The sequence below is a fragment of the Amycolatopsis sp. genome (assembly GCF_035276945.1).
GTDB lineage: Bacteria > Actinomycetota > Actinomycetes > Mycobacteriales > Pseudonocardiaceae > Amycolatopsis_E.
Map to the genome: position 1 here is coordinate 119544 of NZ_DATELF010000045.1, position 22464 is coordinate 142007.

General features: G+C 69.6%; 22 protein-coding genes. 14 read left to right on the forward strand and 8 right to left on the reverse strand.

Features of this window, described 5'->3' with window-relative positions; translation table 11 throughout:
- The first annotated feature begins 165 nt into the window (after window positions 1-165).
- The 5 genes from mtrB to secA all read left to right on the forward strand — a co-directional run bounded on the left by mtrB (window position 166) and on the right by secA (window position 8512).
- The gene (gene mtrB, locus VJT49_RS06495; RefSeq protein WP_324163851.1) at window positions 166-1785 is read left to right on the forward strand and encodes an MtrAB system histidine kinase MtrB; all 1620 of its coding nucleotides are present in this window, start codon (window positions 166-168) and stop codon (window positions 1783-1785) included.
- The gene (locus tag VJT49_RS06500) at window positions 1782-3554 is read left to right on the forward strand and encodes an LpqB family beta-propeller domain-containing protein (protein WP_324163779.1); all 1773 of its coding nucleotides are present in this window, start codon (window positions 1782-1784) and stop codon (window positions 3552-3554) included. Before mtrB ends, VJT49_RS06500 begins: the two co-directional genes overlap by 4 nt.
- Window positions 3555-3655: 101 nt before the next feature.
- The gene (locus tag VJT49_RS06505) at window positions 3656-4312 is read left to right on the forward strand and encodes a ComF family protein (RefSeq protein ID WP_324163780.1); all 657 of its coding nucleotides are present in this window, start codon (window positions 3656-3658) and stop codon (window positions 4310-4312) included.
- A 450-nt stretch (window positions 4313-4762) separates the two neighbouring features.
- The gene (hpf, locus tag VJT49_RS06510) at window positions 4763-5449 is read left to right on the forward strand and encodes a ribosome hibernation-promoting factor, HPF/YfiA family (RefSeq protein ID WP_324163781.1); all 687 of its coding nucleotides are present in this window, start codon (window positions 4763-4765) and stop codon (window positions 5447-5449) included.
- A gap of 258 nt (window positions 5450-5707) precedes the next feature.
- A complete protein-coding gene (gene secA, locus VJT49_RS06515) occupies window positions 5708-8512 on the forward strand; it encodes a preprotein translocase subunit SecA (RefSeq protein WP_324163782.1) in 2805 nt (934 codons plus the stop codon).
- Here the strand turns inward: secA and VJT49_RS06520 are convergent.
- The gene (locus VJT49_RS06520; RefSeq protein ID WP_324163783.1) at window positions 8509-8973 is read right to left on the reverse strand and encodes an Rv3235 family protein; all 465 of its coding nucleotides are present in this window, start codon (window positions 8971-8973) and stop codon (window positions 8509-8511) included. The two genes, secA and VJT49_RS06520, sit on opposite strands and share 4 nt — an antisense overlap.
- Window positions 8974-9089: 116 nt before the next feature.
- Between VJT49_RS06520 and VJT49_RS06525 the strand changes: the two genes are divergently transcribed.
- On the forward strand, window positions 9090-9470 hold the full coding sequence (locus VJT49_RS06525) for an HAD-IA family hydrolase (RefSeq protein ID WP_324163784.1): 381 nt from the start codon (window positions 9090-9092) through the stop codon (window positions 9468-9470).
- A 9-nt stretch (window positions 9471-9479) separates the two neighbouring features.
- Here VJT49_RS06525 and VJT49_RS06530 read toward each other — a convergent pair whose 3' ends face one another.
- Entirely contained in the window at window positions 9480-10280 is an 801-nt protein-coding gene (locus tag VJT49_RS06530; RefSeq protein ID WP_324163785.1) for an RNA methyltransferase, read from the reverse strand.
- 90 nt (window positions 10281-10370) lie between these two features.
- Between VJT49_RS06530 and VJT49_RS06535 the strand changes: the two genes are divergently transcribed.
- The 3 genes from VJT49_RS06535 to pruA are packed head-to-tail and all read left to right on the forward strand — an operon-like array spanning window position 10371 to window position 13966.
- Window positions 10371-11777 carry a wax ester/triacylglycerol synthase family O-acyltransferase gene (locus VJT49_RS06535; RefSeq protein ID WP_324163786.1) on the forward strand — a complete coding sequence of 469 codons (1407 nt, stop codon included), beginning with the start codon at window positions 10371-10373 and terminating at the stop codon, window positions 11775-11777.
- Between the two features lie 25 nt (window positions 11778-11802).
- Window positions 11803-12294 carry a DUF6912 family protein gene (locus tag VJT49_RS06540; protein WP_324163787.1) on the forward strand — a complete coding sequence of 164 codons (492 nt, stop codon included), beginning with the start codon at window positions 11803-11805 and terminating at the stop codon, window positions 12292-12294.
- Between the two features lie 43 nt (window positions 12295-12337).
- Window positions 12338-13966: an L-glutamate gamma-semialdehyde dehydrogenase gene (gene pruA / locus VJT49_RS06545; RefSeq protein WP_324163788.1), complete on the forward strand. Its 1629-nt coding sequence runs from the start codon at window positions 12338-12340 to the stop codon at window positions 13964-13966.
- Between the two features lie 49 nt (window positions 13967-14015).
- Here pruA and VJT49_RS06550 read toward each other — a convergent pair whose 3' ends face one another.
- Genes VJT49_RS06550 through rsgA form a run of 3 tightly spaced genes read right to left on the reverse strand, consistent with a single transcriptional unit; the run spans window position 14016 to window position 16761 of the window.
- Window positions 14016-14858: a hypothetical protein gene (locus VJT49_RS06550; RefSeq protein WP_324163789.1), complete on the reverse strand. Its 843-nt coding sequence runs from the start codon at window positions 14856-14858 to the stop codon at window positions 14016-14018.
- Between the two features lie 34 nt (window positions 14859-14892).
- Complete coding sequence (locus VJT49_RS06555) at window positions 14893-15735, reverse strand: hypothetical protein (RefSeq protein ID WP_324163790.1); 843 nt, start codon at window positions 15733-15735, stop codon at window positions 14893-14895.
- Window positions 15736-15771: 36 nt separating this feature from the next.
- Entirely contained in the window at window positions 15772-16761 is a 990-nt protein-coding gene (rsgA, locus tag VJT49_RS06560; RefSeq protein ID WP_324163791.1) for a ribosome small subunit-dependent GTPase A, read from the reverse strand.
- A 96-nt stretch (window positions 16762-16857) separates the two neighbouring features.
- On the opposite strand from rsgA, the gene VJT49_RS06565 reads away from it, so the two are divergent.
- Together VJT49_RS06565 and VJT49_RS06570 are read left to right on the forward strand one after the other, a co-directional pair.
- Entirely contained in the window at window positions 16858-17625 is a 768-nt protein-coding gene (locus VJT49_RS06565; RefSeq protein ID WP_324163792.1) for an SOS response-associated peptidase, read from the forward strand.
- Window positions 17626-17638: 13 nt separating this feature from the next.
- Window positions 17639-18247, forward strand: a complete 609-nt coding sequence (locus VJT49_RS06570; RefSeq protein ID WP_324163793.1) for an alpha/beta family hydrolase — start codon at window positions 17639-17641, stop codon at window positions 18245-18247.
- Between the two features lie 109 nt (window positions 18248-18356).
- Here the strand turns inward: VJT49_RS06570 and ybaK are convergent, their stop codons facing one another.
- Window positions 18357-18833 (reverse strand): Cys-tRNA(Pro) deacylase, encoded by a 477-nt coding sequence (gene ybaK / locus VJT49_RS06575; protein WP_324163794.1) that lies wholly within the window; start codon window positions 18831-18833, stop codon window positions 18357-18359.
- Between the two features lie 220 nt (window positions 18834-19053).
- Here ybaK and VJT49_RS06580 point away from each other — a divergent pair, with 220 nt between their 5' ends.
- Together VJT49_RS06580 and rsrA are read left to right on the forward strand one after the other, a co-directional pair.
- The gene (locus tag VJT49_RS06580) at window positions 19054-19677 is read left to right on the forward strand and encodes a sigma-70 family RNA polymerase sigma factor (RefSeq protein WP_324163852.1); all 624 of its coding nucleotides are present in this window, start codon (window positions 19054-19056) and stop codon (window positions 19675-19677) included.
- On the forward strand, window positions 19674-20015 hold the full coding sequence (gene rsrA, locus VJT49_RS06585) for a mycothiol system anti-sigma-R factor (RefSeq protein WP_324163795.1): 342 nt from the start codon (window positions 19674-19676) through the stop codon (window positions 20013-20015). The genes VJT49_RS06580 and rsrA overlap by 4 nt, the downstream gene beginning before the upstream one ends.
- 143 nt (window positions 20016-20158) lie before the next feature.
- Here rsrA and VJT49_RS35095 read toward each other — a convergent pair whose 3' ends face one another.
- Window positions 20159-20233, reverse strand: coding sequence for a 50S ribosomal protein bL37 (locus tag VJT49_RS35095; RefSeq protein WP_098515123.1), 75 nt, complete (start codon window positions 20231-20233; stop codon window positions 20159-20161).
- Window positions 20234-20465: 232 nt separating this feature from the next.
- On the opposite strand from VJT49_RS35095, the gene VJT49_RS06590 reads away from it, so the two are divergent.
- A complete protein-coding gene (locus VJT49_RS06590; RefSeq protein WP_324163796.1) occupies window positions 20466-22013 on the forward strand; it encodes a sensor histidine kinase in 1548 nt (515 codons plus the stop codon).
- A gap of 116 nt (window positions 22014-22129) precedes the next feature.
- Here the strand turns inward: VJT49_RS06590 and VJT49_RS06595 are convergent, their stop codons facing one another.
- Window positions 22130-22384: a WhiB family transcriptional regulator gene (locus VJT49_RS06595; RefSeq protein ID WP_027942935.1), complete on the reverse strand. Its 255-nt coding sequence runs from the start codon at window positions 22382-22384 to the stop codon at window positions 22130-22132.
- Between the last annotated feature and the right edge of the window lie 80 nt (window positions 22385-22464).

Sequence of the window (22464 nt, forward strand, 5' to 3'; positions counted from 1 at the left end):
GAGATGACCACTGAGCGCGCGGTCGCCGGGGACGGTGCGTCCACGGAACGTCACAGTCCCGCGACCGATGCGCGCACGAGTGGGCGAAAGCCGGGCGGCGACAAGCTGTTCGCCTCGGCTCCGGTACGGCTCGCTCGCCGGGTGTTCGCGTTCGCGCGGGGCCGGATGGTCGCTTTCGGTGAGCTGTGGCGACATTCGCTGCAGTTCCGGGTCACCATCTCGACGCTCGCGCTGTCGTCCGCGGTGGTGTTCGTGCTGGGCATGGTCCTGCAGAACCAGATCACCACCCGGCTCACCGACACCAAGCGGCAGGCGGCCGTGGCGCAGACCCAGCAGGTGGTCGGCACGGCGGAGAGCGAGCTGGTGGGCATCAGCGACCAGGACGCGCTGCCCGACCGCCTGGCGAGCGTGCTCAAGAAGATCACCAGCAGCTCGACCGAGGACAAGGGGTCCGCGGCCTCGGCGGCGGGCGCCTTCGAGCCGGTGCTGACCGCGGGTGGCGACAGCACGACCGACTCGGCCGGCCCGATCTTCAAGGTGCCCGACTCGTTGCAGCGGTTCGCCGAGGCGAACACCGTGGCCTGGCAGTTCCACACGGTCGAGGACGCCGGCGGGGAGGCCCGCACGACCTACCTGGTGGTCGGCGCGCCGGTGACCACCACCGGCCGGCCCATCCAGCTCTACCTGCTGTTCCCGATGACCGCCGAGCAGAGCACGGTGTCGACCGTGCAGAACACGCTGCTGGTCGGCGGCCTGGTGCTGCTCGTTTTGCTGGCCGGGATCAGCAACCTGGTCACCCGCCAGGTGGTCCGCCCGGTCCGGCAGGCCGCCGCGGCCGCCGCGAAGTTCGCCGGTGGTGAGCTCGACCAGCGGCTGCCGGTGGTGGGCGAGGACGACCTGTCCAAGCTCGCGATGTCCTACAACGAAATGGCGGCGAGTATCCAGCGGCAGATCCGCCAGCTCGAGGAGTTCGGCACCCTGCAACGCCGGTTCACCTCGGACGTTTCCCACGAGCTGCGCACGCCGCTGACCACCGTCCGGATGGCGGCGGACGTGCTGCACGCTTCGCGCGAGCAGTTCCCGGCCGGGCTGGCCCGCTCCACCGAACTGCTCGTCGACGAACTCGACCGGTTCGAGGCCCTGCTCGGCGACCTGCTGGAGATCAGCAGGCTGGACGCGGGTGTCGAGGAACTGGCGGCCGAATACATCGACGTGGCGCCGGTCGCGCTCCGGGCGGTCGAGCAGGTCCGGGTGATCGCGGGCAACGTCGGCATCGCGATCGAGCCGGACCTTCCGGAGGGCGAGACGCCCGCGGAGATCGACGCCAGGCGCGTCGAGCGCATCCTGCGCAACCTGCTGGCCAACGCGGTCGATCACAGCGAGGGTAAGCCGGTCCGGCTCACCCTGGCCGCCGACGAGCACGCGGTGGCGCTGAGCGTGCGGGACTACGGCATCGGCCTCCGTCCCGGCGAAGCCGACCTGGTGTTCAACCGGTTCTGGCGGGCGGACCCCTCCCGTAACCGGCGGACCGGGGGTACCGGTCTCGGGCTGGCCATCAGCCACGAGGACGCGCGGCTGCACGGTGGACAGCTGGAGGCGTGGGGCGCGCCGGGCCAGGGCGCCTGTTTCCGGCTCACGCTGCCGCGCCACCAGGGCGAACCGTTCGAGGAGAGCCCGCTCCCGCTCGTGCCGCCCGATGTCGTGCTCAACGGCATGCCGCATACCGGGACGGCCACCACTTACCAGATCGGGGCATTCGAACTGCGCAAGGAGGACGCACGGTGAGGGCGTCTGCCGCCCGGGGGCGCGTGCTGGCCGCCCTACTCGTCGTCTTCGCGCTCGTGGCCGGGTGCGCCACCGTGCCGGAGGAGTCCCAGCCGGTGGCCGTTCCCCAGGGCGAGCTGGGCCAGGCGGCCAACCCGGACCTCCAGCAGCCGGAAAAGGACATCGACGCGCTGACGGTGGTCCGCGACTTCGTGCACGCCAGCGCCGAACCGCTGCACAACAACGCCGCCGCCCGGCTCTACCTCACCGAGGCGACCGCCAAGGACTGGCACCCCAGCACGACGATGACCATCATCGACGACCAGTTCAACACCGTCTACGCCGCCAACGAGCCGACCGACGATCCCAACCAGATGGTGGTCGTCGTGCGCGGGTCCCGGGTCGGGACACTCGGCAAGGACAACGCGTTCATCGCCGGGAAGAGCCCGGTCGAGTGGCGGATGGCGGTGCAGAAGCAGTCCGACGGCCAGTGGCGGATCTCCAGCATGCCCGACGACCTCGTGGTCGCCTACAGCGACTTCACCGCCAACTACGTGCGGGTGCCGGTGTACTTCTTCGCGCAGGATTCGAACACCATCGTGCCCGACCTTCGGTATGTCGCGGGCGTGCCGCAGTCGGGGCTGGCCGACCGCGTGCTGCAGGTGCTGTTCTCCGGGCCATCGGACCAGCTCAGCGGTGCGGTACGGACCGCACTGCCCGAGGGCGCCCGCACGGACGGGTCCGTGTTGGCGACCGGGGACGGCGCGCTGGTCGTGGCGCTGACCGGGGTCGCCGACCAGGCCCCGGAGGTCAGGCGGATGATCGCCGCCCAGATCGTGCTGTCCCTGCAGACGGTGACCCCGAATCGCGTGCGGCTGCTCTCCGACGGGAACCCGCTGGTGGATGGGCAGGCCGAATGGGTGCCCTCGGAGCTGCCGTCCTACACGACGCTCGCCTCGCCCAGCGCGGATCAGCTCGGTCTGATGGTGGTCGGCGGCCGGATCCGGTCGCTCGCCGACGGCACGCTGATCCCTGGCCAGGCCGGCCAGGGTGGTGCCTATGACGTGGTCAGCGCGGCTCAGTCGCTCGACGGCAAGCAACTCGCGATCGTGGACCGCGACGGGGACCGGCAGCGGCTGCGGATCGGCGCGTTCGGCCGGGACGCCCAGCTGGTGCTGCTCCCCGGGGGCACCCCGCTCAGCGGCAGCAACCTGTCCAGGCCGACCTGGCGTCCCACGGCGACCGCGGACGGCACCGCTGGTGAGGTCTGGACGGTGGAGGACGGATACACGGTGGTCCGGGTGCTGCGCTCGTCCGACGGCAGCTGGGCGACGCAGGTCGTCAACGCCGAGGACGTGCTGGCGGTCGGGCCGGTCAGCGTGCTCCGGCTGTCCAGGGACGGCACCAGGGCGGCGATGGTGGTCAACAGGCAGCTGCTGGTCGCGTCCGTGGTCCGCGCGCAGGACTCGGTTCAGCTGCGAGGGCTGCGAAACCTGCAGACCGGTTCGCTGTCCGGGGTGGTGGACGTGGACTGGCTGAGCCAGGACAGCCTGGTCGCGGCCACCACGATGCCCGGGCAGCCGGTGGTCAGGGTGCCGATCGACGGGCTGAGGATGGACTCGTTCAACAGCTCGAACCTGACCCCGCCGGTGCACGCCGTCACGGCGGCGCCCGGCCGGCCGATCGTGGTCGCGGATGCGGACGGTCTGTGGACGGCATCCGACGTCGGCGAGGTCTGGCGGCCCCAGGCACACACCTCCGCCAAGGCATCCGCGTTCTACCCCGGCTGATCTGAGCAGCGTTCGGAGTGGTTCGCGTCGCGGTGCGGGCGGGAACCCCAGCTGGGTGCGGCAGGGCCGGAAATGTCGGTGGTGCCGCGCAGACTGGCCGGGTGAGCCTTCTCGATCTGGTGTTGCCGGTGAGCTGCGCGGGGTGTGGCACGGCAGGGTCGGCGTGCTGCCCGGAATGTTTCGCGGGGTTGACGCGGCCCGCGCCGGTGGCCCGCGGCCCCACGGCGGGCACCACGCCGGTGTACGCGCTGGCCCGCTATGGCGGGGCGGCGCGGAGGCTGGTGCTCGCGTACAAGGAGCGCGGCCGCCGTGACCTCGCCGCGAGTCTCGGTGCGGCGCTGGCCGGCGCGCTCCCGTACCTGCCGGAGGCCCGCCCCGATCCGGCGGGCTTGTGGTGGCTGGTGCCGGTGCCGTCGCGGCGGGCCGCCTCCCGGGTCCGTGGTGGTCCACACCTGTTGCGGCTGGCCCGCGTCTGCGCGGCCGAACTCGCCGCGGCGGGACATGCCGCCGCGGTCGCGCCCGCGCTGCGGTTGGGGTCCGGCGTGCGGGACGCCGTCGGCCTCGATCGTGCGCAGCGCGCGGCGAACCTCGCGGGCCGGCTCGCGGTGGATGCCCGTGGCCTGCCGCCGCCCGGCACGCCGGTCGTGTTGCTCGACGACGTGGTCACCACCGGGGCGACGGCGGCCGCGTGTTCCGGCGCGCTCGCCACCCGAAACTGCCAGGTCACCGCCGTGCTCGCGCTGACCGCGGCGGGTTGAGTCCGAATCTCTGTCACGATTCGGGAACGTCACGGAAAACCGGCCCGTTGTCCGGGTATGACGCTGGCGCGACACGACGGGGCGACACCGGTGGGGTGCGCAAGCGGCCACCGGAGTGTTGATCTCGAGCGGGCGTGTCGTCACCGCAGCGTCACGGCCACGGCTGGACGCCGGAACGTTAGGTGTTGTCAAGGTGAAATTCACGTTTTGTTCGTCCCCCGAATGGCCCAGCAAGTCCGGTCGGAAGAGGGTTCCGGACGCACGGTGTCACGTTTCCCGGTTCGTTACATCCCCCGGCTCGGGGGGTGTTGTGATGCTCGTTACCCGGCTAACGTGCACCGCTATAGCGATTCCCGCCGGCAGGGAGGTGCGCAAGCGATGACCTGGCGCCGGCACCCGGCGCCGTTTCCGAAGAGCTCGAACTCATCTTCAATGTGAGGGAGGTCGTGTATGGACATCGTCGTCAAGGGCCGGAACGTGGAGGTGCCCGACCACTACCGGACCCATGTGGGCGGAAAACTGGCCCGTCTGGAGCGCTACGACAAGAAGGTCTTCCGTTACGACGTGGAGCTCTTCCACGAACCCAACCGCCGTCAGGCGAAGAACTGCCAGCGGGTCGAGATCACCGGCAAGGGCAAGGGGCCGGCGGTCCGTGCGGAGGCCTGCGCGGGCGACTTCTACGCCGCACTCGACGCCGCGGTGAGCAAGCTGGAGAACCGGCTGCGCAGGATGCACGACCGCCGGCGTGTGCACTACGGGCGCCGGGTTCCGGAATCCGTCGCGGAAGCGACCTCGGTGGCCGTCGCCGCCGGCTCGGCCACCGAGGGCCGGGCAACAGTGAGCACGGTGTTGCTGGAGGCGCCCGAAGTCGAGCAGCCCGGCAGCATCGCCGATGTCAATGGTGCGGACCTCGATCTCCCGCAACCGCGCTGGGACTCCGACGCCGCCGACCACACCCCCGGTCGGATCGTGCGCGAGAAGCACCATTCCGCCGAGCCGATCACCGTCGACCAGGCTCTCTACCAGATGGAGCTGGTCGGACACGACTTCTACCTGTTCAACGACGCCGACTGCGGCCGGCCCAGCGTCGTCTACCGGCGCAAGGGCTTCGACTACGGCGTGATCAGGCTCGGCTAGGTTTCTCCGCCTGGGACGGCCCGTACGCGCTCCGCGTGCGGGCCGTCCCGCTGTTTCACGAAGGCGGTGATTCCCGACGGATCAAGACCAACTGGCCACGGTGCGTGCGGGTCCGGGTGTTCCTTCCCTACGATGGGATCGGACAACTCACGCCTGGCCAACCCGCCGGGTCGAAACCGTGACGCGTAGCGCCTCCGTCGCCGGGGGCGGTGGGCGACGAGTGGGCAAAGAATACAGACAGCTAGTGAGGTCGACCGGATGGTTCTCAACCGCCTGCTGCGCGCGGGCGAGGGCAAGATCCTCAAGCGGCTACGCACGATAGCCGACCACATCAACACCCTCGAAGACGACGTGAAGGACCTTTCCGACGCCGAGCTTCGCGCGAAAACGGACGAGTTCCGCGGGCGCTACGACGACGGCGAGGGTGAGTCGCTGGACGAACTGCTGCCGGAGGCGTTCGCCGTGGCGAGAGAGGCCGCGCACCGCGTGCTCGGCCAGCGCCCGTTCGACGTCCAGCTGATGGGTGGTGCCGCGCTGCACCTCGGCCAGGTCGCCGAGATGAAGACCGGTGAAGGAAAGACGCTGACCTCGGTGCTGGCCGCCTACCTCAACGGTATCTCCGGCAAGGGCGTCCACGTCGTCACCACCAACGACTACCTCGCTCGCCGCGACTCCGAGTGGATGGGCCGCATCCACCGGTTCCTCGGGCTGCGGGTCGGCGTGATCCTCTCCGAGATGCCGCCGGACCAGCGCCGTGAGGCCTACCAGGCCGACATCACCTACGGCACGAACAACGAGTTCGGCTTCGACTACCTGCGCGACAACATGGCGTGGACCCTGGAGGACTGTGTCCAGCGCGGGCACAACTTCGCCATCGTCGACGAGGTCGACTCGATCCTGATCGACGAGGCCAGAACCCCGCTGATCATTTCTGGCCCGGCCGAGCAGTCCGCGCGCTGGTATGTCGAGTTCGCCCGGATGTCGCCGCTGATGAAGCGGGACGTCCACTACGAGGTGGACGAGCGTAAGCGGACCGTCGGCGTGACCGAGAAGGGCGTGTCCTTCGTCGAGGACCAGCTCGGCATCGAGAACCTCTACGAAGCCGCGAACACCCCGCTGGTCGGCTACCTCAACAACGCGCTCAAGGCCAAGGAGCTGTTCAAGCGCGACAAGGACTACATCGTCCGCAACAGCGAAGTGCTCATCGTCGACGAGTTCACCGGCCGCATCCTGCACGGCCGCCGCTACAACGAGGGCATGCACCAGGCCATCGAGGCCAAGGAAGGCGTCGAGATCAAGGCCGAGAACCAGACGCTGGCCACGATCACGCTGCAGAACTACTTCCGGCTCTACGACAAGCTCGCCGGCATGACCGGTACCGCCGAGACCGAGGCGGCCGAGTTCCACCAGACCTACAAGCTGGGTGTGGTGCCGATCCCGACCAACCGGCCGATGGTCCGCAACGACCAGGCGGACCTGATCTACAAGACCGAGCAGGCCAAGTTCGAGGCCGTCGCCGAGGACATCGCCGAACGGCACGAGAAGGGCCAGCCGGTGCTGGTCGGCACCACCAGCGTGGAGAAGTCCGAGTACCTGTCGAAGCTGTTGCTCAAGCTGAGCGTGCCGCACGAGGTGCTGAACGCGAAGTACCACGAGCGGGAGGCGCTGATCGTCGCCCGCGCCGGGCGGAAGGGCGCGGTCACCGTGGCCACCAACATGGCCGGCCGCGGTACCGACATCGTGCTGGGCGGCAACCCGGACATCATCGCCGACGAGCGCCTGCGTGAACGTGGTCTGGACCCCGTCGAGCACTCCGAGGAGTACGAGGCCCTGTGGCCGAAGGTGCTCGAGGAGGTCAAGGCCGAGGCGAAGGCGGAGGGCGACGAGGTCCGCGACGCGGGTGGGCTGTACGTGCTGGGCACGGAACGGCACGAGTCCCGGCGTATCGACAACCAGCTGCGTGGCCGCTCGGGCCGTCAGGGCGACCCCGGCGAGTCGCGGTTCTACCTGTCCCTGGGCGACGAGCTGATGCGGCGGTTCAACGCCGTGATGGTCGAGCGCGTGATGACCACCATGCGGCTGCCCGACGACATGCCGATCGAGCACAAGATGGTATCCCGGGCCATCAAGAGCGCTCAGACGCAGGTCGAGCAGCAGAACATGGAGCAGCGCAAGAACGTCCTCAAGTACGACGAGGTGATGAACGAGCAGCGCAAGGTGATCTACGCCGAGCGCCGCCGCGTGCTCGAGGGCGAGGACCTGAGCGAGCAGATGAAGTCGATGATCGTCGACGTCGTCACCGCCTACGCGCGGGGCGCCACCTCCGAGGGCTACGCCGAGGACTGGGACCACGAGCAGCTGTGGATCGCGTTGAAGCAGCTCTACCCGGTCTCGGTCACCTGGGATTCCCTGATCGAGGAGGACGACGATCTCAGCGCGGAGTTCCTGGCCGAAACCCTGGTCGAGGACGCGCTGAAGGCCTATGAGCGGCGTGAGGCCGAGGTCGACGTCGCGGGCGGCGAAGGCGCCATGCGCCAGGTCGAGCGGCAGGTGCTGCTGTTCGTGCTCGACCGCAAGTGGCGCGAGCACCTCTACGAGATGGACTACCTCAAGGAGGGCATCGGGCTGCGCGCGATGGCCCAGCGTGACCCGCTGATCGAATATCAGCGCGAGGGCTTCGACATGTTCAACGCGATGCTCGATTCGCTGAAGGAGGAGGCCGTTTCGCTGCTCTTCCACGCGCAGTTCGAGCAGCCACAGCCGCAGCCCCAGCCGGACCCGGCGGAGGCCGTGCTCGCGGCGGGCCGGCACGCCCAGCCCACGCCACCCCAGCAAGCGGCCGAGCCGCCGCAGCAGCGGGACGCGGTGCCGAGCGCGTTGCGTGGCAAGGGCCTCGACGGCGAGACTCCGCAGGGGCTCACCTACTCGGGTCCGGCCGAACAGGGCGGTGTGCAGTCCCGCAAGACCGGCGTGAGCGGCAACGGTGGTGGCTCGCAAAGCAGCACTCGTCGTGAGCGCCGCGCCGCGGCTCGTGCCCAGGCGAAGAAAGGCAAGCGTCGCTAGGCGCGCGGTTTCGCGCGGGGGCGGATGAGGTGGAAGAAAGTGCAGCGCCAGCCCTGTGACGTCTGCTCGAAGCGGGCGACCAGGGCGTAGGCGCGGCCCTGGCTGTGTGCCGTGCCGCACGCTTCGACGGCGTGCGGCGCGACGCGGCAGCCGTGCACGGTTTTCAGCGTGTACCGCACCTTCGCGGTCGGGGTCTCCTCGCTCAGCAGGCGATACAGCCGCGGGTGGACCGCCGTGCGCAACTGGTGCGCCGGCCGGTGCCCGGCGCGGACTTCCAGGATCAGGTTGAGCACGGCCCGCAACTGTCGCACGTCGGGCGGCGGGCCGGGCCGGTTTGCCGAAGCCTGCGGCCCGGGCGGCAGGTCCAGCGCGAGCGGCGTGCCGGGATCCAGCAGCGCCGACCGGTCGCGATCGGGCTCGTAGGGTCGCAGGCGGTGCAGTGCGCCGGCGGTGTGCGGCATCGGTCGTTCTCCCCCGTCTTTCGTGATCCTCTGTCCGATAGAGCGCGCAACCGGGCAGACTCGGACAAACGTCGCACGAAAAGGTGAGGCGGCGGGTCGGGCTATCGTCGGGGTCCGTGTGCGAAGCCCTGGTACTCGACTACGCCGGAGTGCTCACCGATCCGGACGCCGCGGACCTGCTCGCGGTGGTGAGTGCGTTGCGGAAACGCGGCATCCGTACGGCGCTGCTGTCCAACGCCGGCAGCGGTGAAGGGGTCAAACGCGGACTGGCGGCCTACTTCGACGCCTTCGTGTTCTCCGGCGAGGTAGGTTTCGCCAAGCCGTCCACCGAGGTCTACCGGCTCACCGCCGAGCGACTCGGTGTGTCCACCGTGGACTGCGTTTTCGTTGACGACGTGCACGCCAATGTGGCCGGCGCGGTGGCCGTCGGCATGGTCGGCGTGCACCACGTCTCAGTCGCCGCAACCCTCGCCGAACTGAACGCCCTCTTCGTTTAGGTCGTGTTTTCAGGCGCGCGATCGGATTTGGGTAGCCGGGCCTGTCCCTTGGCCTCGCCTCACGAGGTCGAAGCAGAGCACGGCGGCCGCGGCGGACACGTTGAGCGATTCGACGTCGCCCGGCATCGGGATGGACAGCCAGCCGGTCACCAACTCCGCGACCTCGTCGGAGACCCCGGCCGTCTCGCCGCCCAGGACGAAGGCGGCGGGCGAGGACAGTTCGGCGTCGAAAAGCGGCTCGCCGTTCACCGCGCCCAAGCCGTAGATGCGGTATCCGGCTTCGGCGAGCATGCCGGCGGCCTCCACGGCCGTGCCGCAGCGCAGGACCGGCGCACGGAAGGCCACTCCGGCCGAAGCCTTGACCACCAGTGGGTCCAGCGCCGCCACGCCACGCCGGGGCACGACGATCCCGCCGAGCCCGGCGGCCGTCGCGGTCCTGAGGATCATGCCGACGTTCGCCGGCGTGGTGATCCCGTCGAGCACCAGCACGTTCGCGGGCAGCGGCGCCGACGACAGTGCGGCGTTCAGCGGGCGCATGCGGGGCGCGACGACGTCGGCGAGCACCCCCTGGTCCTGCTTCCCGTTGCCGGCCAGCACCTTCACCCGGTGCGCGCTCGCCCGCCGCACCGGCACCCCGGCGGCCCGCGCGGCACGCTGGATCTCGGCCGCGGCCTGACCACGGGCGGTGTCGGCGAGAACCACCTTGTCCACCCGCAGCGCCGGGTCGTCCAGTGCTTCCAGGACGGGCTTCCGGCCGTAGACGGTCAGGAAGCGGTCCTTCGGGGACGTGGGTGTGTTCGCTCCGGGCACATCAAGAAAGACTAGCGACGCGAAGCGTCTGGCGTTGAGGGTGGCGGTGGGCGACGGCGCGGGGACGGCAGGGTGTGTCAGGATCGGCTCATGCCGGACCGTCTTTCCGCGCTGGACGCGTCGTTCCTGTATCTGGAGGGCGCGGCGACCCCGATGCACGTCGGTGGCGTGGCGATCTTCGAGCGTCCCCGGGGCGGCTTCGGCTACGGGCAGGTGCTCGACCTGGTCGGACAGCGGCTCGGCTACCTGCCCAGATACCGCGAGCGCGTGCTGGCGGTGCCGGGGCATCTGGCCCGGCCGGTCTGGGTGGACGATGTCGACTTCGACCTGAACTACCACGTGCGGCGCTCCGCGCTCCCCGCCCCGGGCACCGACGAGCAGTTGTTCGAGCTGGTCGCGAGGCTGATGGCCCGGCCGTTGGACCACGAGCGGCCCCTGTGGGAGGTCTACTTCGTCGAGGGCCTGAGCGACAACCGCGTCGCGCTGGTAACCAAGACCCATCAGGCCATGGTGGACGGGGTGGGCACGGTGGAGCTGGGCCAGCTCATCCTGAACGCCTCGCCGCAGCGGTGTGAGCCGCACGAGGACACTTGGGTGGCCCGCTGCCCGCCCTCGACCACGCAGCTCGTACTGGACGCCGTCAGTGAAACCGTCCAGCGGCCCGGTGAACTGGTGGAGAACGTCCGCACGGTGGTGGGCGACGCCGCCGCGACCGCGACCAAGCTGACGGACACCATAGGCGGCCTGGCCGCCACCCTGGGCACGGTGATCCGCCCCGCACCGGCCGGGCCGCTCAACAAGCACGTGTCCGGCGGTCGCGTCTTCGCCGTGGTGAACACGCGGCTGGACGACTACCGCAAGGTGCGGAGCGAGCACGGCGGGACGGTCAACGACATCGTGCTCGCGGCGGTCACCGGTGCGCTGCGGGAATGGCTGCTGTCCCGCGGAGAAAGCGTCGCCTCGACCACTACGCTGCGCGCGCTCGTGCCGATGGCCGTGCTCGACCCGGAGACCATCGAGTTCTCCAGGACCGGCCTGGTGAACAACCAGGTCGAGGCGCGTCTGGTGGACCTGCCGGTCGGCGAGCCGAACCCGGTGCTCCGCCTGCAGCACATCACCCACGCGATGCGGGTCTACACCGATTCTCGCCGTTCGGTCGCCGCTCGTGCGATGCTTATGGTGAGCGGTTTCGCGCCTGCCACGATACGTTCGCTGGCCGCACGGGCCGCAGGGTCGTTCTCCGGGCGGATCTTCAACCTGGTGATCACCAACTCGCCCGGGCCGCAGCTGCCGCTGTACGCCGGGCAGGCGAGGATGACCGAGATGTACCCGGTGATTCCGCTGGCCCGCAACCAGGCGCTGGCCATCGGGGTCACCTCGTATCACGGAGGCGTCTACTTCGGACTCAACGGCGACCGCAAGGCGGTGTCCGACGTGGGATACCTGGCGGCGATGATCGAGCAGTCACTGGCGGAGCTGAACGGCGCCGGGTGGTAGTGAACGACAGAGAAGGGTGCGACTGGTGAGGGTCTATCTCCCCGCGACGATCGGCATGCTGCGGAAGCTGGTCGCCGAGCGGAAACTGCAACCGGTCAGTGCCACCGGGTTCGCGCTCACCCCGGCCCTGCGTGAGTCCTACGTCAGCGGGTCCACCGAGGAACTCGAGTACGCGGCGCTGCTGGACGCTGCCCGTGCCTCGCTGCGGCTGCTCGCCGACGACGAGAAGGAGATCCCGCGCCGCGTCGTGATCTCGGCCGACGTCGAGGATGCCACGGCACGTCCCGACCTGGACGCCGCGGTGGTCCGGCTGGGCGGGCCGGTCACGCTGGACGACGTGGCGGCGGTGCACGTGGACACCGAAGACGCGGAAGAGGCGGTCCGCATCGCGGCGGGGCTCATCGACGCCGCGGACCTGGGCGACCCGGACGCCGAGTTCGCGCTCGGCGACGCCGAGGACCACGAGCTGGCCTGGTACGCCCCGCAGGAGCTGCCGTTCCTCCTGGAACTCCTTTAGTTTGGACTGGAGGCCACAAGCCAAGGAGTTGTGAGGAGACACCATGGACGCCGTCACGACCGTGCCCACCCCGATGAACGAACCGGTCCGCGGTTACGCCCCCGGCTCCGCGGAGCGGGAGTCGCTGCGGCGGCGGATCGCGGAGCTGGAATCGGAGAAACACGAGTTGCCGCAGACCATCGGCGGGCAGCGCCGCATGGCCGGTGGCGAAATGTTCGACGTCGTCCAGCCGCACGACCACGGCCATGTGCTCGGGGTGTCCGCGCAGGCGACCACACAGGACGTGGCCGACGCGGTGGCCGCCGCGAAACGGGCCGCGCCCGGATGGCGCGAGTTGCCGTTCGACGAGCGGGCCGCGATCTTCCTGCGTGCCGCGGACCTGATCGCCGGTCCCTACCGGGACACGCTCAACGCCGCGACCATGCTCGGCCAGTCGAAGTCGGTGCAGCAGGCCGAGATCGACGCGGCCTGTGAGCTGATCGACTTCCTGCGATTCAACGTGCACTATGCCCGGCGGATCCTCGCCGAGCAGCCCAACTCGGTGGCCGGCGTGTGGAACCGGATGGAGTACCGGCCGCTGGACGGGTTCGTCGTGGCGATCACCCCGTTCAACTTCACCGCGATCGCCGGGAACCTGCCCAGCTCACCGGCGTTGATGGGCAACACGGTGGTGTGGAAGCCGACGCCGACCCAGCAGCTGGCCGCGCATTACACGATGCGGGTCTTCGAGGAAGCCGGACTACCGCCTGGCGTGATCAACCTGGTGACCGGTGACGGGCGGGCGGTGAGCGAGGTCGCGCTGGCCGATCCCGGTTTCGCCGGGCTGCATTTCACCGGGTCCACCGCGACGTTCAAGCTGCTCTGGCGGCGCATCGCGGAGAATCTGGACAGCTACGGGGGTTATCCCCGCATCGTGGGCGAGACGGGTGGCAAGGATTTTGTCGTCGCGCATTCTTCCGCGCGCCCGGACAAGCTGGCGACGGCGCTGGTGCGGGGCGCCTTCGAATACCAGGGCCAGAAATGCTCGGCCGCCTCGCGCGCGTACCTGCCGCGGTCGCTGTGGCAAGGCGGGCTCCGGGACGCGGTGGCCGATCTGACGAGGACCGTGAAATTCGGTGATATCACGGACTTCTCGCTGTTCGGCGGCGCCGTGATCGACGCTCGCGCGTTCGCCAGGCACCAGGCCCTGCTGTCCGGTGTGGACGGTGACGCCGAGCTGGACGCGCTTGCCGGTGGTCATTGCGACGATTCCGTCGGGTATTTCGTCGAACCCACGGTGCTGGTTTCGGACGATCCCGGGCACAAGGTGTTCGCCACCGAATACTTCGGCCCGATCCTGGCCGTGCACGTGTATCCGGACGCCGAGTACGAAAGCGTTCTCCAACTGGTGGACAGCACTTCGCCGTACGCGCTCACCGGTGCCGTTTTCGCCGACGACCGGGCCGCCGTCCAGCAAGCGCAGCACGCGCTGCGGTTCGCCGCGGGGAACTTCTACGTCAACGACAAGCCGACCGGGTCGATCGTCGGGCAGCAGCCGTTCGGCGGCTCACGGGCGTCGGGCACCAACGACAAGGCGGGCTCGATGTTCAACCTGCTTCGCTGGGCGAGCCCGCGTTCGGTCAAGGAGACCTTCGACGCCCCCACCGGCATCCGCTACCCGCACATGGGCTGAGCTTTCCCGGAACCCCGGCGTGACGCCACGCCGGGGTTCCGGGAAAAGCTCACTTGGGCAGTTTGATCTCCTTGACCTGGTCCGCCGGCGGGGCCTGCACCTCGACGGGAGTACCCCAGTCCGAGTACTTGATGGTCATCTGCACGTCCTGGGCGTTGGCCGGCGCGCCGACCGCCTTCATGACCGCACCGAGGTCCTCGGTGAGCTGGACGGGTAGTTGGTCGGCGTTCAGCCACAGCTCCAGCGGAACGCTCTTGACCTTGCTGGTGATCTGCCGCAGCTGCGCGTCGGACAGGCCGCTGGCGCCGAGGTTCTTGGCCGCCTTGGCGAAGTCGAGGTCGATCCAGTAGTGGCTGACGGGCTGTCCGTCGAGCGTGGTCTTCTCGCTCTTGGTGATCGTGCCCGCCTGCTGGATCCGCTCGAGGGTCTTGCTCGGGTCGTTCTGCTGGGCTCTGTCCAGCAGGTCGCTGAACTGCTTGCCGAGCGCGCCGTCCGTGCTGATCTTGCCCCAGGGCTTGCCGCCGGTGACCTGAGCGCGAACCGACTCCGGCAGCTTGATGTACATCGTCCTGTCGACCAGCCGGATCTCCTCGGTCTGGCCCAGGGCGTTCATGGTTATGTCCATGGCGGTGTTGGCACCGTCGTAACGGCCCTGACCTTCGGCCGTGATCCGTTGCCCGCCGACCGTTTCGACCATCGAGATCTTGGACGACCTGGCCTGTTCGGTCTTCGAGGTGGCGGCGCGCACCAGTTCCTGCGCGTCCCCGAACAGCGAAGCCGAACTGGTCTGGCCGTTCGGGCCGGTGGCCTGCCCGTTCTCGGTTCTCGCGCCGCATCCGCCGACCGTGATGACCAGCGCGAGCCCACCCGCGAGCAGCGCCGACTTCTTCATGTTCCCTCCAGAGCCGATTGGTCCCTCGAGAGGGTCAGTTGCCGAGCTTCAGTTCGCCGACCTGGTCGGCGGGCGGGGCCAGAACGTCGACCGGGGTGCCCCAGTCCGAGTACTTCAGGGTCATCTTCGCGTTCTGGGCGTTGGACGGGGCGCCGGCTGCCTTCATGATCGGGCCGAGATCCTCGCTGACCTGCACCGGCAGCTGGTCGGCGTTCAGCCACAGCTCGACGGGGATGCTCTTGACCTGGCCGGCCATCTGTTGCAGTTGCTCCTCGGGCACACCGGCGGAGCTGAAGCTCTTGGCCGCCTTGGCGAAGTCGAGGTCGATCCAGTAGTGGCTGACGGGCTGCCCGTCGAGCGTGGTCTTCTCGCTCTTGGTGATCGTGCCCGCCTGCTGGATCTGCTCGAGAGTCTTGCTCGGGTCGTTCTGCTGGGCCTTGTCGAGCGTGTCGCTGAGCGCCTTGCCGACGTCGCCGTCCGTGCTGATCCTGCCCCAGGGCTTGCCGCCGGTCATCGCGCCGCGCGCGGCCTGGGGGAGCTGGATGTACATGGTCTTGCCAACCAGCCGGATCTCCTCGGTCTGGCCCAGCACGGTCATGGTCATCTGCATGACGCTGTTGGCGCCGTCGTAACGGCCCTGGCCCTCACCCGTGATCTGCTGCCCGGCGACCGTTTCGACGAGGCTGAACTTGGACGACTTCACTTGCTGGGTCTTCGCGGATGCCGCGAGCACCAGTTCCTGGGCGTTGCCGAACAACGAGTCCGAGCCGGTGTTGCCGGTCTGGCCACTGGCCTGCCCGCTTTCGGTTTTCGTGGCACACCCGCTCACGACGACGACGAGTGCGAGCCCGCCGGCCAACAGCGCCGACTTCTTCATGTTCCCTCCAGTGCGACTCCGGCCCCCCAACGGGTGTCATAGTTCCAGACCCGCGCGGGAAGCTAAGAGGCGCCTGAGAGATGTGAGCCTTCTGGTGTCCGCGACCTCGTCCAACATGCAGTCGGGATTTTCGGGCGGGCCGAGGTGACCGCAGCCCGGCGGGCACTCCTCGGCGGCCTCGGCGAACTCCTCGAAGGCGGCGACGATGTCATCGGCGGTGATGTGCGCCAACCCGAACGACCGGATGCCGGGGGTGTCGATCACCCAGCCGCTCTCGGGCAGGGGCAGCGCCACCGCCGCGACCGACGTGTGCCTGCCCTTGCCGACCGCGCTGACCACGCCGGTAGCCAGTTCGGCGTCCGGCACCAGCCGGTTGACCAGTGTCGACTTGCCGACGCCGGAGTGTCCGACGAGTGCGGAAACCCGGCCGCGCACGGTGTCCGCCAGCGGAAGCGAGTCCTCGTCGTAGCGGGTGACCAGGGTCGGCACGGCCAGTTCCGCGTAGCGGGCCTGGAACTCGCGGGGCTCGGCGAGGTCGGCCTTGGTGAGGCAGAGCACCGGCTGCAGCCCGCCCGCATAGCAGGCGACCAGGCAGCGGTCGATGAAACCGGGACGCGGCGGCGGGGCGGCCAGCGCGCTGACGATGATCAGTTGTTCGGCGTTTGCCACCACCACCCGTTCATACGGGTCGGTGTCGTCGGCGGTGCGGCGGAGCACACTAATTCGGTCGTCCACCCGGATGATCCGGGCGAGTGTGTCGGGCTTGCCGCTCACGTCTCCGACCAAGCCCACCTGGTCACCGACGACCACTGGTGTTCGGCCGAGCTCGCGGGCCCGCATGGCGGTCACGAGATGGCCGGGATCGCCGTCGACGGCGCACGTCCAGCGGCCGCGGTCGACCGCGACCACCATCGCGGCGGCGGCGTCGGCGTGCTCGGGCCTGCGCTTGCTGCGGGGCCGGGAACCGCGCCCCGGGCGCACCCGGACGTCGCTCTCGTCCAGCCGACGCCAGTCCCGTGCCGCCAAGTCCCGTCACCAATCTCGCGTTTCCCATGAACTGCTTTTCGTCAGATGATGTCACGATGGGGCCTGACACGACCTGGTGCGAAGGAGTTGGACGAGATGTGCGGCCGCTATTCGGCGTCGAAGAGTCCGGCGAAGCTGGTCGAGGAGTTCGGCGCGGCGGACGAAACCGCCGGCAAGGCACGTGAGGCCGACTACAACGTGGCCCCGACCAAGAACGTGGTCACCGTGGTGCAGCGGCATCCCCGGGATGCCGAAGGCACCATGCTGCCCGACGAGCCCACCGAGCGCACCCTGCGGCTGATGCGGTGGGGCCTGGTGCCGTTCTGGGCCAAGGACCCGTCGGTGGGCAACCGGATGATCAACACCCGGGCCGAGACGGCGACCGAGAAACCCGCGTTCCGCAAGGCGCTGGCCAAGCGTCGTTGCCTGGTGCCCGCCGACGGCTGGTACGAGTGGCGGCGCGGCCCGGCCCCGGACGGGGGAAAACCGGTCAAGGAGCCGTTCTTCATGACCGGCCCGGACGCCAAGTCGCTGGCCTTCGCGGGGATCTGGGAGAGCTGGCGGGACAGGAGCGACCCCGAGGCCGAACCGCTGATCACGTTCTCGGTCATCACCACGGCGGCTACCGGACGGCTGACCGACATCCACGACCGCATGCCGCTGCTGGTTCCGGAGCGCGACTGGGCGTCCTGGCTCGACCCGGATCGCGACGAGGTCGGCGAGTTGCTGGTGCCTTCACCGGACCTGGTCGACGCGCTGGAGTTGCGCCCGGTTTCGGACCGGGTCAACAACGTCCGCAACAACGGGCCCGAACTCGTCGAGCGGATCGACCCCGCCACCGAACTCGACCAGGCCCTGTTCTGACGGCGGCGGGACGATGACTTCGCTCACCATCGACACCCCGCACGGACCGGCGCGCGCCGAACTGCACTGTGCCGAGGAAGGCGTCGCGGTGCTGCTGCTCGGGCACGGGGCCGGGGGCGGGATCGCGGCCAAGGACCTGGTCGCGGTCACCAGGGCGGCCCAGGCCGCCGGGGTGCACGTCGCGCTGGTCGAGCAGCCCTACCGGGTGGCGGGCCGGCGGGCCCCGGCACCGGCCAGGCAGCTGGACGCGGCCTGGCTCGCCGTCGCCGACGAACTGACCGACCGGTTCGACGGCCTGCCGCTGGTGTTCGGCGGACGATCCTCCGGGGCCCGAGTCGCCTGCCGGACGGCGTCCGCGGGGCAGGCCGTCGCCGTGTTGTGCCTGGCGTTCCCGGAACATCCGCCGGGAAAGCCGGACCGGACCCGGCAACCCGAACTGGACGCCGTCGAGGTGCCCACCCTGGTCGTGCAGGGCGAAATTGACCCGTTCGGCCGTCCGGAACCCGGCCCGCACCACGAGGTCGTCGTCATCCCCGGCACGCATGCGCTCGACTCGGACCTCGACGCCCTGTCCCGGAGCACCTCGGAATGGCTGTCGCGGGTCCTCCGCCCGCTTTCCTAGGTCCCGCCGGCACCTCCTTCAGCGGCCGGTCGCCGTAACAGGCGCTGACCTGGCTGTTGCCGGTGCCGGACGCGCCGCCCAGCAGCATTGCCAGTCGCGAGCCAGGTGGCTAGCCGGCGATCGGGGCGACGGTGGCCCTCGTGAGGCGGATGAGGTCGTCGGGCGCGAGTTCCATCTCCAGGCCACGGCGGCCGGCCGAGCAGAACACCGTCTCGAACGCATTGGCGGACTCGTCGACGACCACGGGCAGCCTGCTCCGCTGACCGAGCGGGGAAATGCCCCCGAGCACGTAACCCGTGGCGCGCTGGGCGGCGGCCGCTTCGGCCAGGCGGGCCCGCTTGCCCCCGGCCGCCGCGGCGAGCGCTTTGAGGTCCAGCTGACCGGTGACCGGGACCACGCCCACCGTCAGCGCGCCGTCGACCTCGGCGACCAGCGTCTTGAACACGCGTTCCGGCGCTACGCCCAGTGCCTCCGCCGCCTCCTGGCCGTACGACTCGTGTTTCGGGTCGTGGTCGTAGGCGTGCAGCTTGTGCGTGACCTTCTGCTTGGCGAGCAACGCGGTCGCCGGGGTTCCCTTTCCCGCCATGCGCGGCAGACTAGCGGCCCCGAAAGCCGGGCCGGGGAATGCCAATGGCCGGCCGGTTGTTGTCGAGGGCGTGGCTATCAAGCTTGCGCAACCCCCACGCCCCGTGCTGCGCCGCGCCGCGGCCCGACCCGGCAAGCCCGTCCGCGTATCCTCTAAGGCAACGCACACGCGCCAGACGGTGGACGTCACTCGCCTGGACGCGGACGGGGAAGGGAGCGGCTTGCCGAGCACGCAGAACTCAGCGGTGTCAGATTCCGGCTCGAACGACGAGCGCGCGGAGCGCTTCGAGCGGGATGCGATGCCACTGCTGGACCAGCTGTACTCGGCCGCGATGCGGATGACGCGGAATCCGGCCGACGCCGAGGACCTGGTGCAGGAGACCTACCTCAAGGCTTACGGTGCCTTCGCCTCGTTCAAGGAAGGCACGAACCTCAAGGCCTGGCTGTACCGCATCCTGACCAACACCTACATCAACGGCTACCGGAAGCGGCAGCGCCAGCCCGTGCAGCAGCCGACCGAAGAGATCACCGACTGGCAGATCGCCCAGGCGGAGAGCCACACCTCCAGCGGCCTGCGCTCGGCCGAGGTCGAGGCGCTGGACCGCCTGCCCGACTCCGATGTCAAGTCGGCGCTACAGCAGCTGCCCGAAGAGTTCCGGCTGGCGGTCTACCTTGCCGACGTCGAAGGTTTCGCCTACAAGGAAATAGCCGAGATCATGGACACCCCGATCGGCACGGTGATGTCCCGCCTGCACCGCGGGCGTGCTCAGCTACGCAACCTGCTCGCCGATGTCGCCCGTGAGCGCGGCTTCATCCGGGGTGCCCGGCAGGAGGTGGCGCGATGAGTTCCGAGTCCGCCGAGTGGACGGAATCCGCCCAGCGGAAAGCGCGGGACAGGGTCAACTGCCAGGACGCGCTGGCGGAGATATTTCTGCTGCTGGATCGCGAGTGCAGCCCGGAGCGTGACGCCGAACTCCGCAGGCATATCGAGGAGTGCCCGCCGTGCCTCGAGGAATACGGTATCGACGAGTTCCTGAAGAGCCTGCTGGCCCGCAAGTGCGGCGGTGATCACGCGCCTGACGAACTCAAGCGCAAGCTGCATGCGTCGATCCGGCGGACCATGGAGCAGTGCGGCGGGGTGACCGTGGAGCGCACGGAGGTCAGCGTCGAACGGCGCGACTGAAACCTCCAAGTCATGAGGAAGGCCCCGGGAACCCCGGGGCCTTCCTCATACCCAGGCTCGGGCGTCTTCCTGGGACAAGCCCCGGGCCCTCGCGCAGGCGTTGGGCGCTGTCTTCCTGAGGGCAAGCCCCCCAGACCGCCCGCTCAGGCGTTGGGCTTCTTGCCGTGGTTGGCGCCGTTCTTCTTCCGGTCGCGGCGCTTCCTGGCTCGCTTCGACATCGCAACTCCTCGATCTGACTCTGTTGTTCGACACACGCCCACATGGACGGGTAGCCAGGCCGTGACTCCCGACGACGGCTGCCGGATGACGCTAGCGGCCCCCGTTGCTGCGCGGGCGCGTCCTTCTCACCACGACAGCGACCTCACGTCTGCCTGACGCTCCTGGCTGTGACCATAAGTGTGTCATGCTGTGCTCGTGGCCCGGAGCGGGGCCAGGAGGGTGCGTAAAGGTTTGTCCACGCTTTCCGATCTGCTCGCCGAAAACACCGGGCTGCCCGGCGAGGCCGCCGACCATCTGCAGGCGGTGGTGGCCGAGTGGCAGCTCCTCGCCGACCTGTCCTTCGCGGACTTCCTGCTCTGGGTACCGGTATCGCCGGAGGCGAACGCGCAGGGCGGTGACTTCGTCTGCGTCGCCCAGGCCCGGCCGACCACGGCGCCGACCGCGCATCCCGAGGACGTCGTGGGCACCCGCTTCACCGTGGACGAGCATCCGCAGCTGGCCCGGACGATGCGTGAGGTGCGGATCTGCCGCGAGGAGGAGCCGCACTGGTACCGCGACCTGCCGATGCGGCGGGAGGCCGTCCCGGTCACCTTCGACGGCGAGGTCATCGCGGTGCTGAGCCGGGAGACCAACCTGGCGGCGCCACGAGCGTCCAGCCCGCTGGAGGTGGCCTATCTGGGCAGCGCGGGCGACCTCTGCCAGATGATCGCCGACGGCACGTTCCCGTTCCCCGACACCCAGTCGGACGTGCACACCAGCCCGCGGGTGGGAGACGGCCTGATCCGCCTGGACGCCGGTGGCAACGTGGTCTTCGTCAGCCCCAACGGGCTGTCCGCCTACCACCGGATGGGCCACGAGTCGGACCTGGTCGGCACCCGGCTGGCGCCGCTGACCCGCTCGCTGATCCGCGATCCGTTCGATGCGACCGAGGTGGCGCACCGGATCCTGGACGCGCTGGACGGCAAGCCGGGGAGCCGCACGGAGGCCGACTCGCGGCGGGGCGCCGTCGTGCTGTTCCGCGCGTTGCCGCTGCGGCCGCACGGGCAGCCCGCCGGGGCGCTGGTGCTGGTGCGCGACGTCACCGAGGTCAAGCGGCGGGACCGCGCCCTGCTGTCCAAGGACGCCACCATCCGTGAGATTCACCACCGCGTCAAGAACAACCTCCAGACCGTGGCGGCGCTGCTGCGCCTGCAGTCACGACGGACCTCCAGTCCCGAGGCGCGGCAGGCGCTCACCGAGTCGGTGCGCCGGGTCGCCTCGATCGCGATGGTGCACGAGGCGCTGTCGGTGTCCGTCGACGAGCGGGTGGACCTCGACAAGCTGCTGGACAACGTGCTGCCGATGGTCAGCGAGGTGGCCACCGCGGAGTCGCGGGTCGACATCGACCGCACCGGATCGTTCGGGGTGGTGGTGGCCGAGATCGCCACCCCGCTGGTGATGGTGCTGGCCGAGCTGGTGCAGAACGCGGTCGAGCACGCGTTCCCGGACGGCAGGCCCGGCCGGGTGGAAATCGCGGTGTCGCGCTCGGCGCGCTGGCTGGACGTCCTGATCCGGGACAACGGCCGTGGGCTGCCGTCGGGATTCTCGCTGGAGCGGGCGGACGGCCTGGGCCTGCAGATCGTCCGCACCCTGGTCGAGTCGGAGCTGCGGGGCTCGCTGTCGCTGCGCCGGGTCAAGGACCTCACGGACACCGCCGGGGATGCCGGTGCGCGGCGAACCGGTGTCGCCACCCGTGGCACCGAAGCCGCCCTGCGTATCCCGCTCAGCCGGCGTCTGTGAAGCGCACTAGGGCCGGTACCCCGCCAAGGTTGGGTACCGGCCCGGTACGTCTACTGATGCGCGGAACTGTCGCGGACCCCGCGGCGGGGCGCGTCAGGCGGCAACGTATCGTAGGTTCAGGCGTTGCTGCGCATGCCGATGTGAGCACGGCGCCGCTTGAGGGCACGCCGCTCGTCCTCGCTCATACCGCCCCACACGCCGGCGTCCTGACCGCTGGCCAGAGCCCAGGCCAGGCAGTCGGAAGCCACGGTGCAGCGGTGGCATACGGCTTTCGCCTCGGCGATCTGCAACAGAGCGGGACCGCTGCTTCCCACCGGGAAGAACAGCTCGGGGTCCTCGTCTCGGCAGGCCGCGTCGTGGCGCCAGTCCATTTCTGTGAGCTCCTTCTAGGGGCGCAGAACACTGCGCCACAGGTCGTCATGGCGGTCGTTTTTTGGGGTGCTTGTGAATG

Coding starts and splice junctions, on each gene's coding strand:
- mtrB (WP_324163851.1), top strand. CDS start 166: ATGGTCGCTTTCGGTGAGCTGTGGCGACATTCGCTGCAGTTCCGGGTC.
- hpf (WP_324163781.1), top strand. CDS start 4,763: ATGGACATCGTCGTCAAGGGCCGGAACGTGGAGGTGCCCGACCACTAC.
- secA (WP_324163782.1), top strand. CDS start 5,708: ATGGTTCTCAACCGCCTGCTGCGCGCGGGCGAGGGCAAGATCCTCAAG.
- VJT49_RS06520 (WP_324163783.1), bottom strand. CDS start 8,973: ATGCCGCACACCGCCGGCGCACTGCACCGCCTGCGACCCTACGAGCCC.
- VJT49_RS06535 (WP_324163786.1), top strand. CDS start 10,371: ATGCCGGACCGTCTTTCCGCGCTGGACGCGTCGTTCCTGTATCTGGAG.
- pruA (WP_324163788.1), top strand. CDS start 12,338: ATGGACGCCGTCACGACCGTGCCCACCCCGATGAACGAACCGGTCCGC.
- VJT49_RS06550 (WP_324163789.1), bottom strand. CDS start 14,858: ATGAAGAAGTCGGCGCTGCTCGCGGGTGGGCTCGCGCTGGTCATCACG.
- VJT49_RS06555 (WP_324163790.1), bottom strand. CDS start 15,735: ATGAAGAAGTCGGCGCTGTTGGCCGGCGGGCTCGCACTCGTCGTCGTC.
- VJT49_RS06565 (WP_324163792.1), top strand. CDS start 16,858: ATGTGCGGCCGCTATTCGGCGTCGAAGAGTCCGGCGAAGCTGGTCGAG.
- VJT49_RS06570 (WP_324163793.1), top strand. CDS start 17,639: ATGACTTCGCTCACCATCGACACCCCGCACGGACCGGCGCGCGCCGAA.
- ybaK (WP_324163794.1), bottom strand. CDS start 18,833: ATGGCGGGAAAGGGAACCCCGGCGACCGCGTTGCTCGCCAAGCAGAAG.
- rsrA (WP_324163795.1), top strand. CDS start 19,674: ATGAGTTCCGAGTCCGCCGAGTGGACGGAATCCGCCCAGCGGAAAGCG.
- VJT49_RS06595 (WP_027942935.1), bottom strand. CDS start 22,384: ATGGACTGGCGCCACGACGCGGCCTGCCGAGACGAGGACCCCGAGCTG.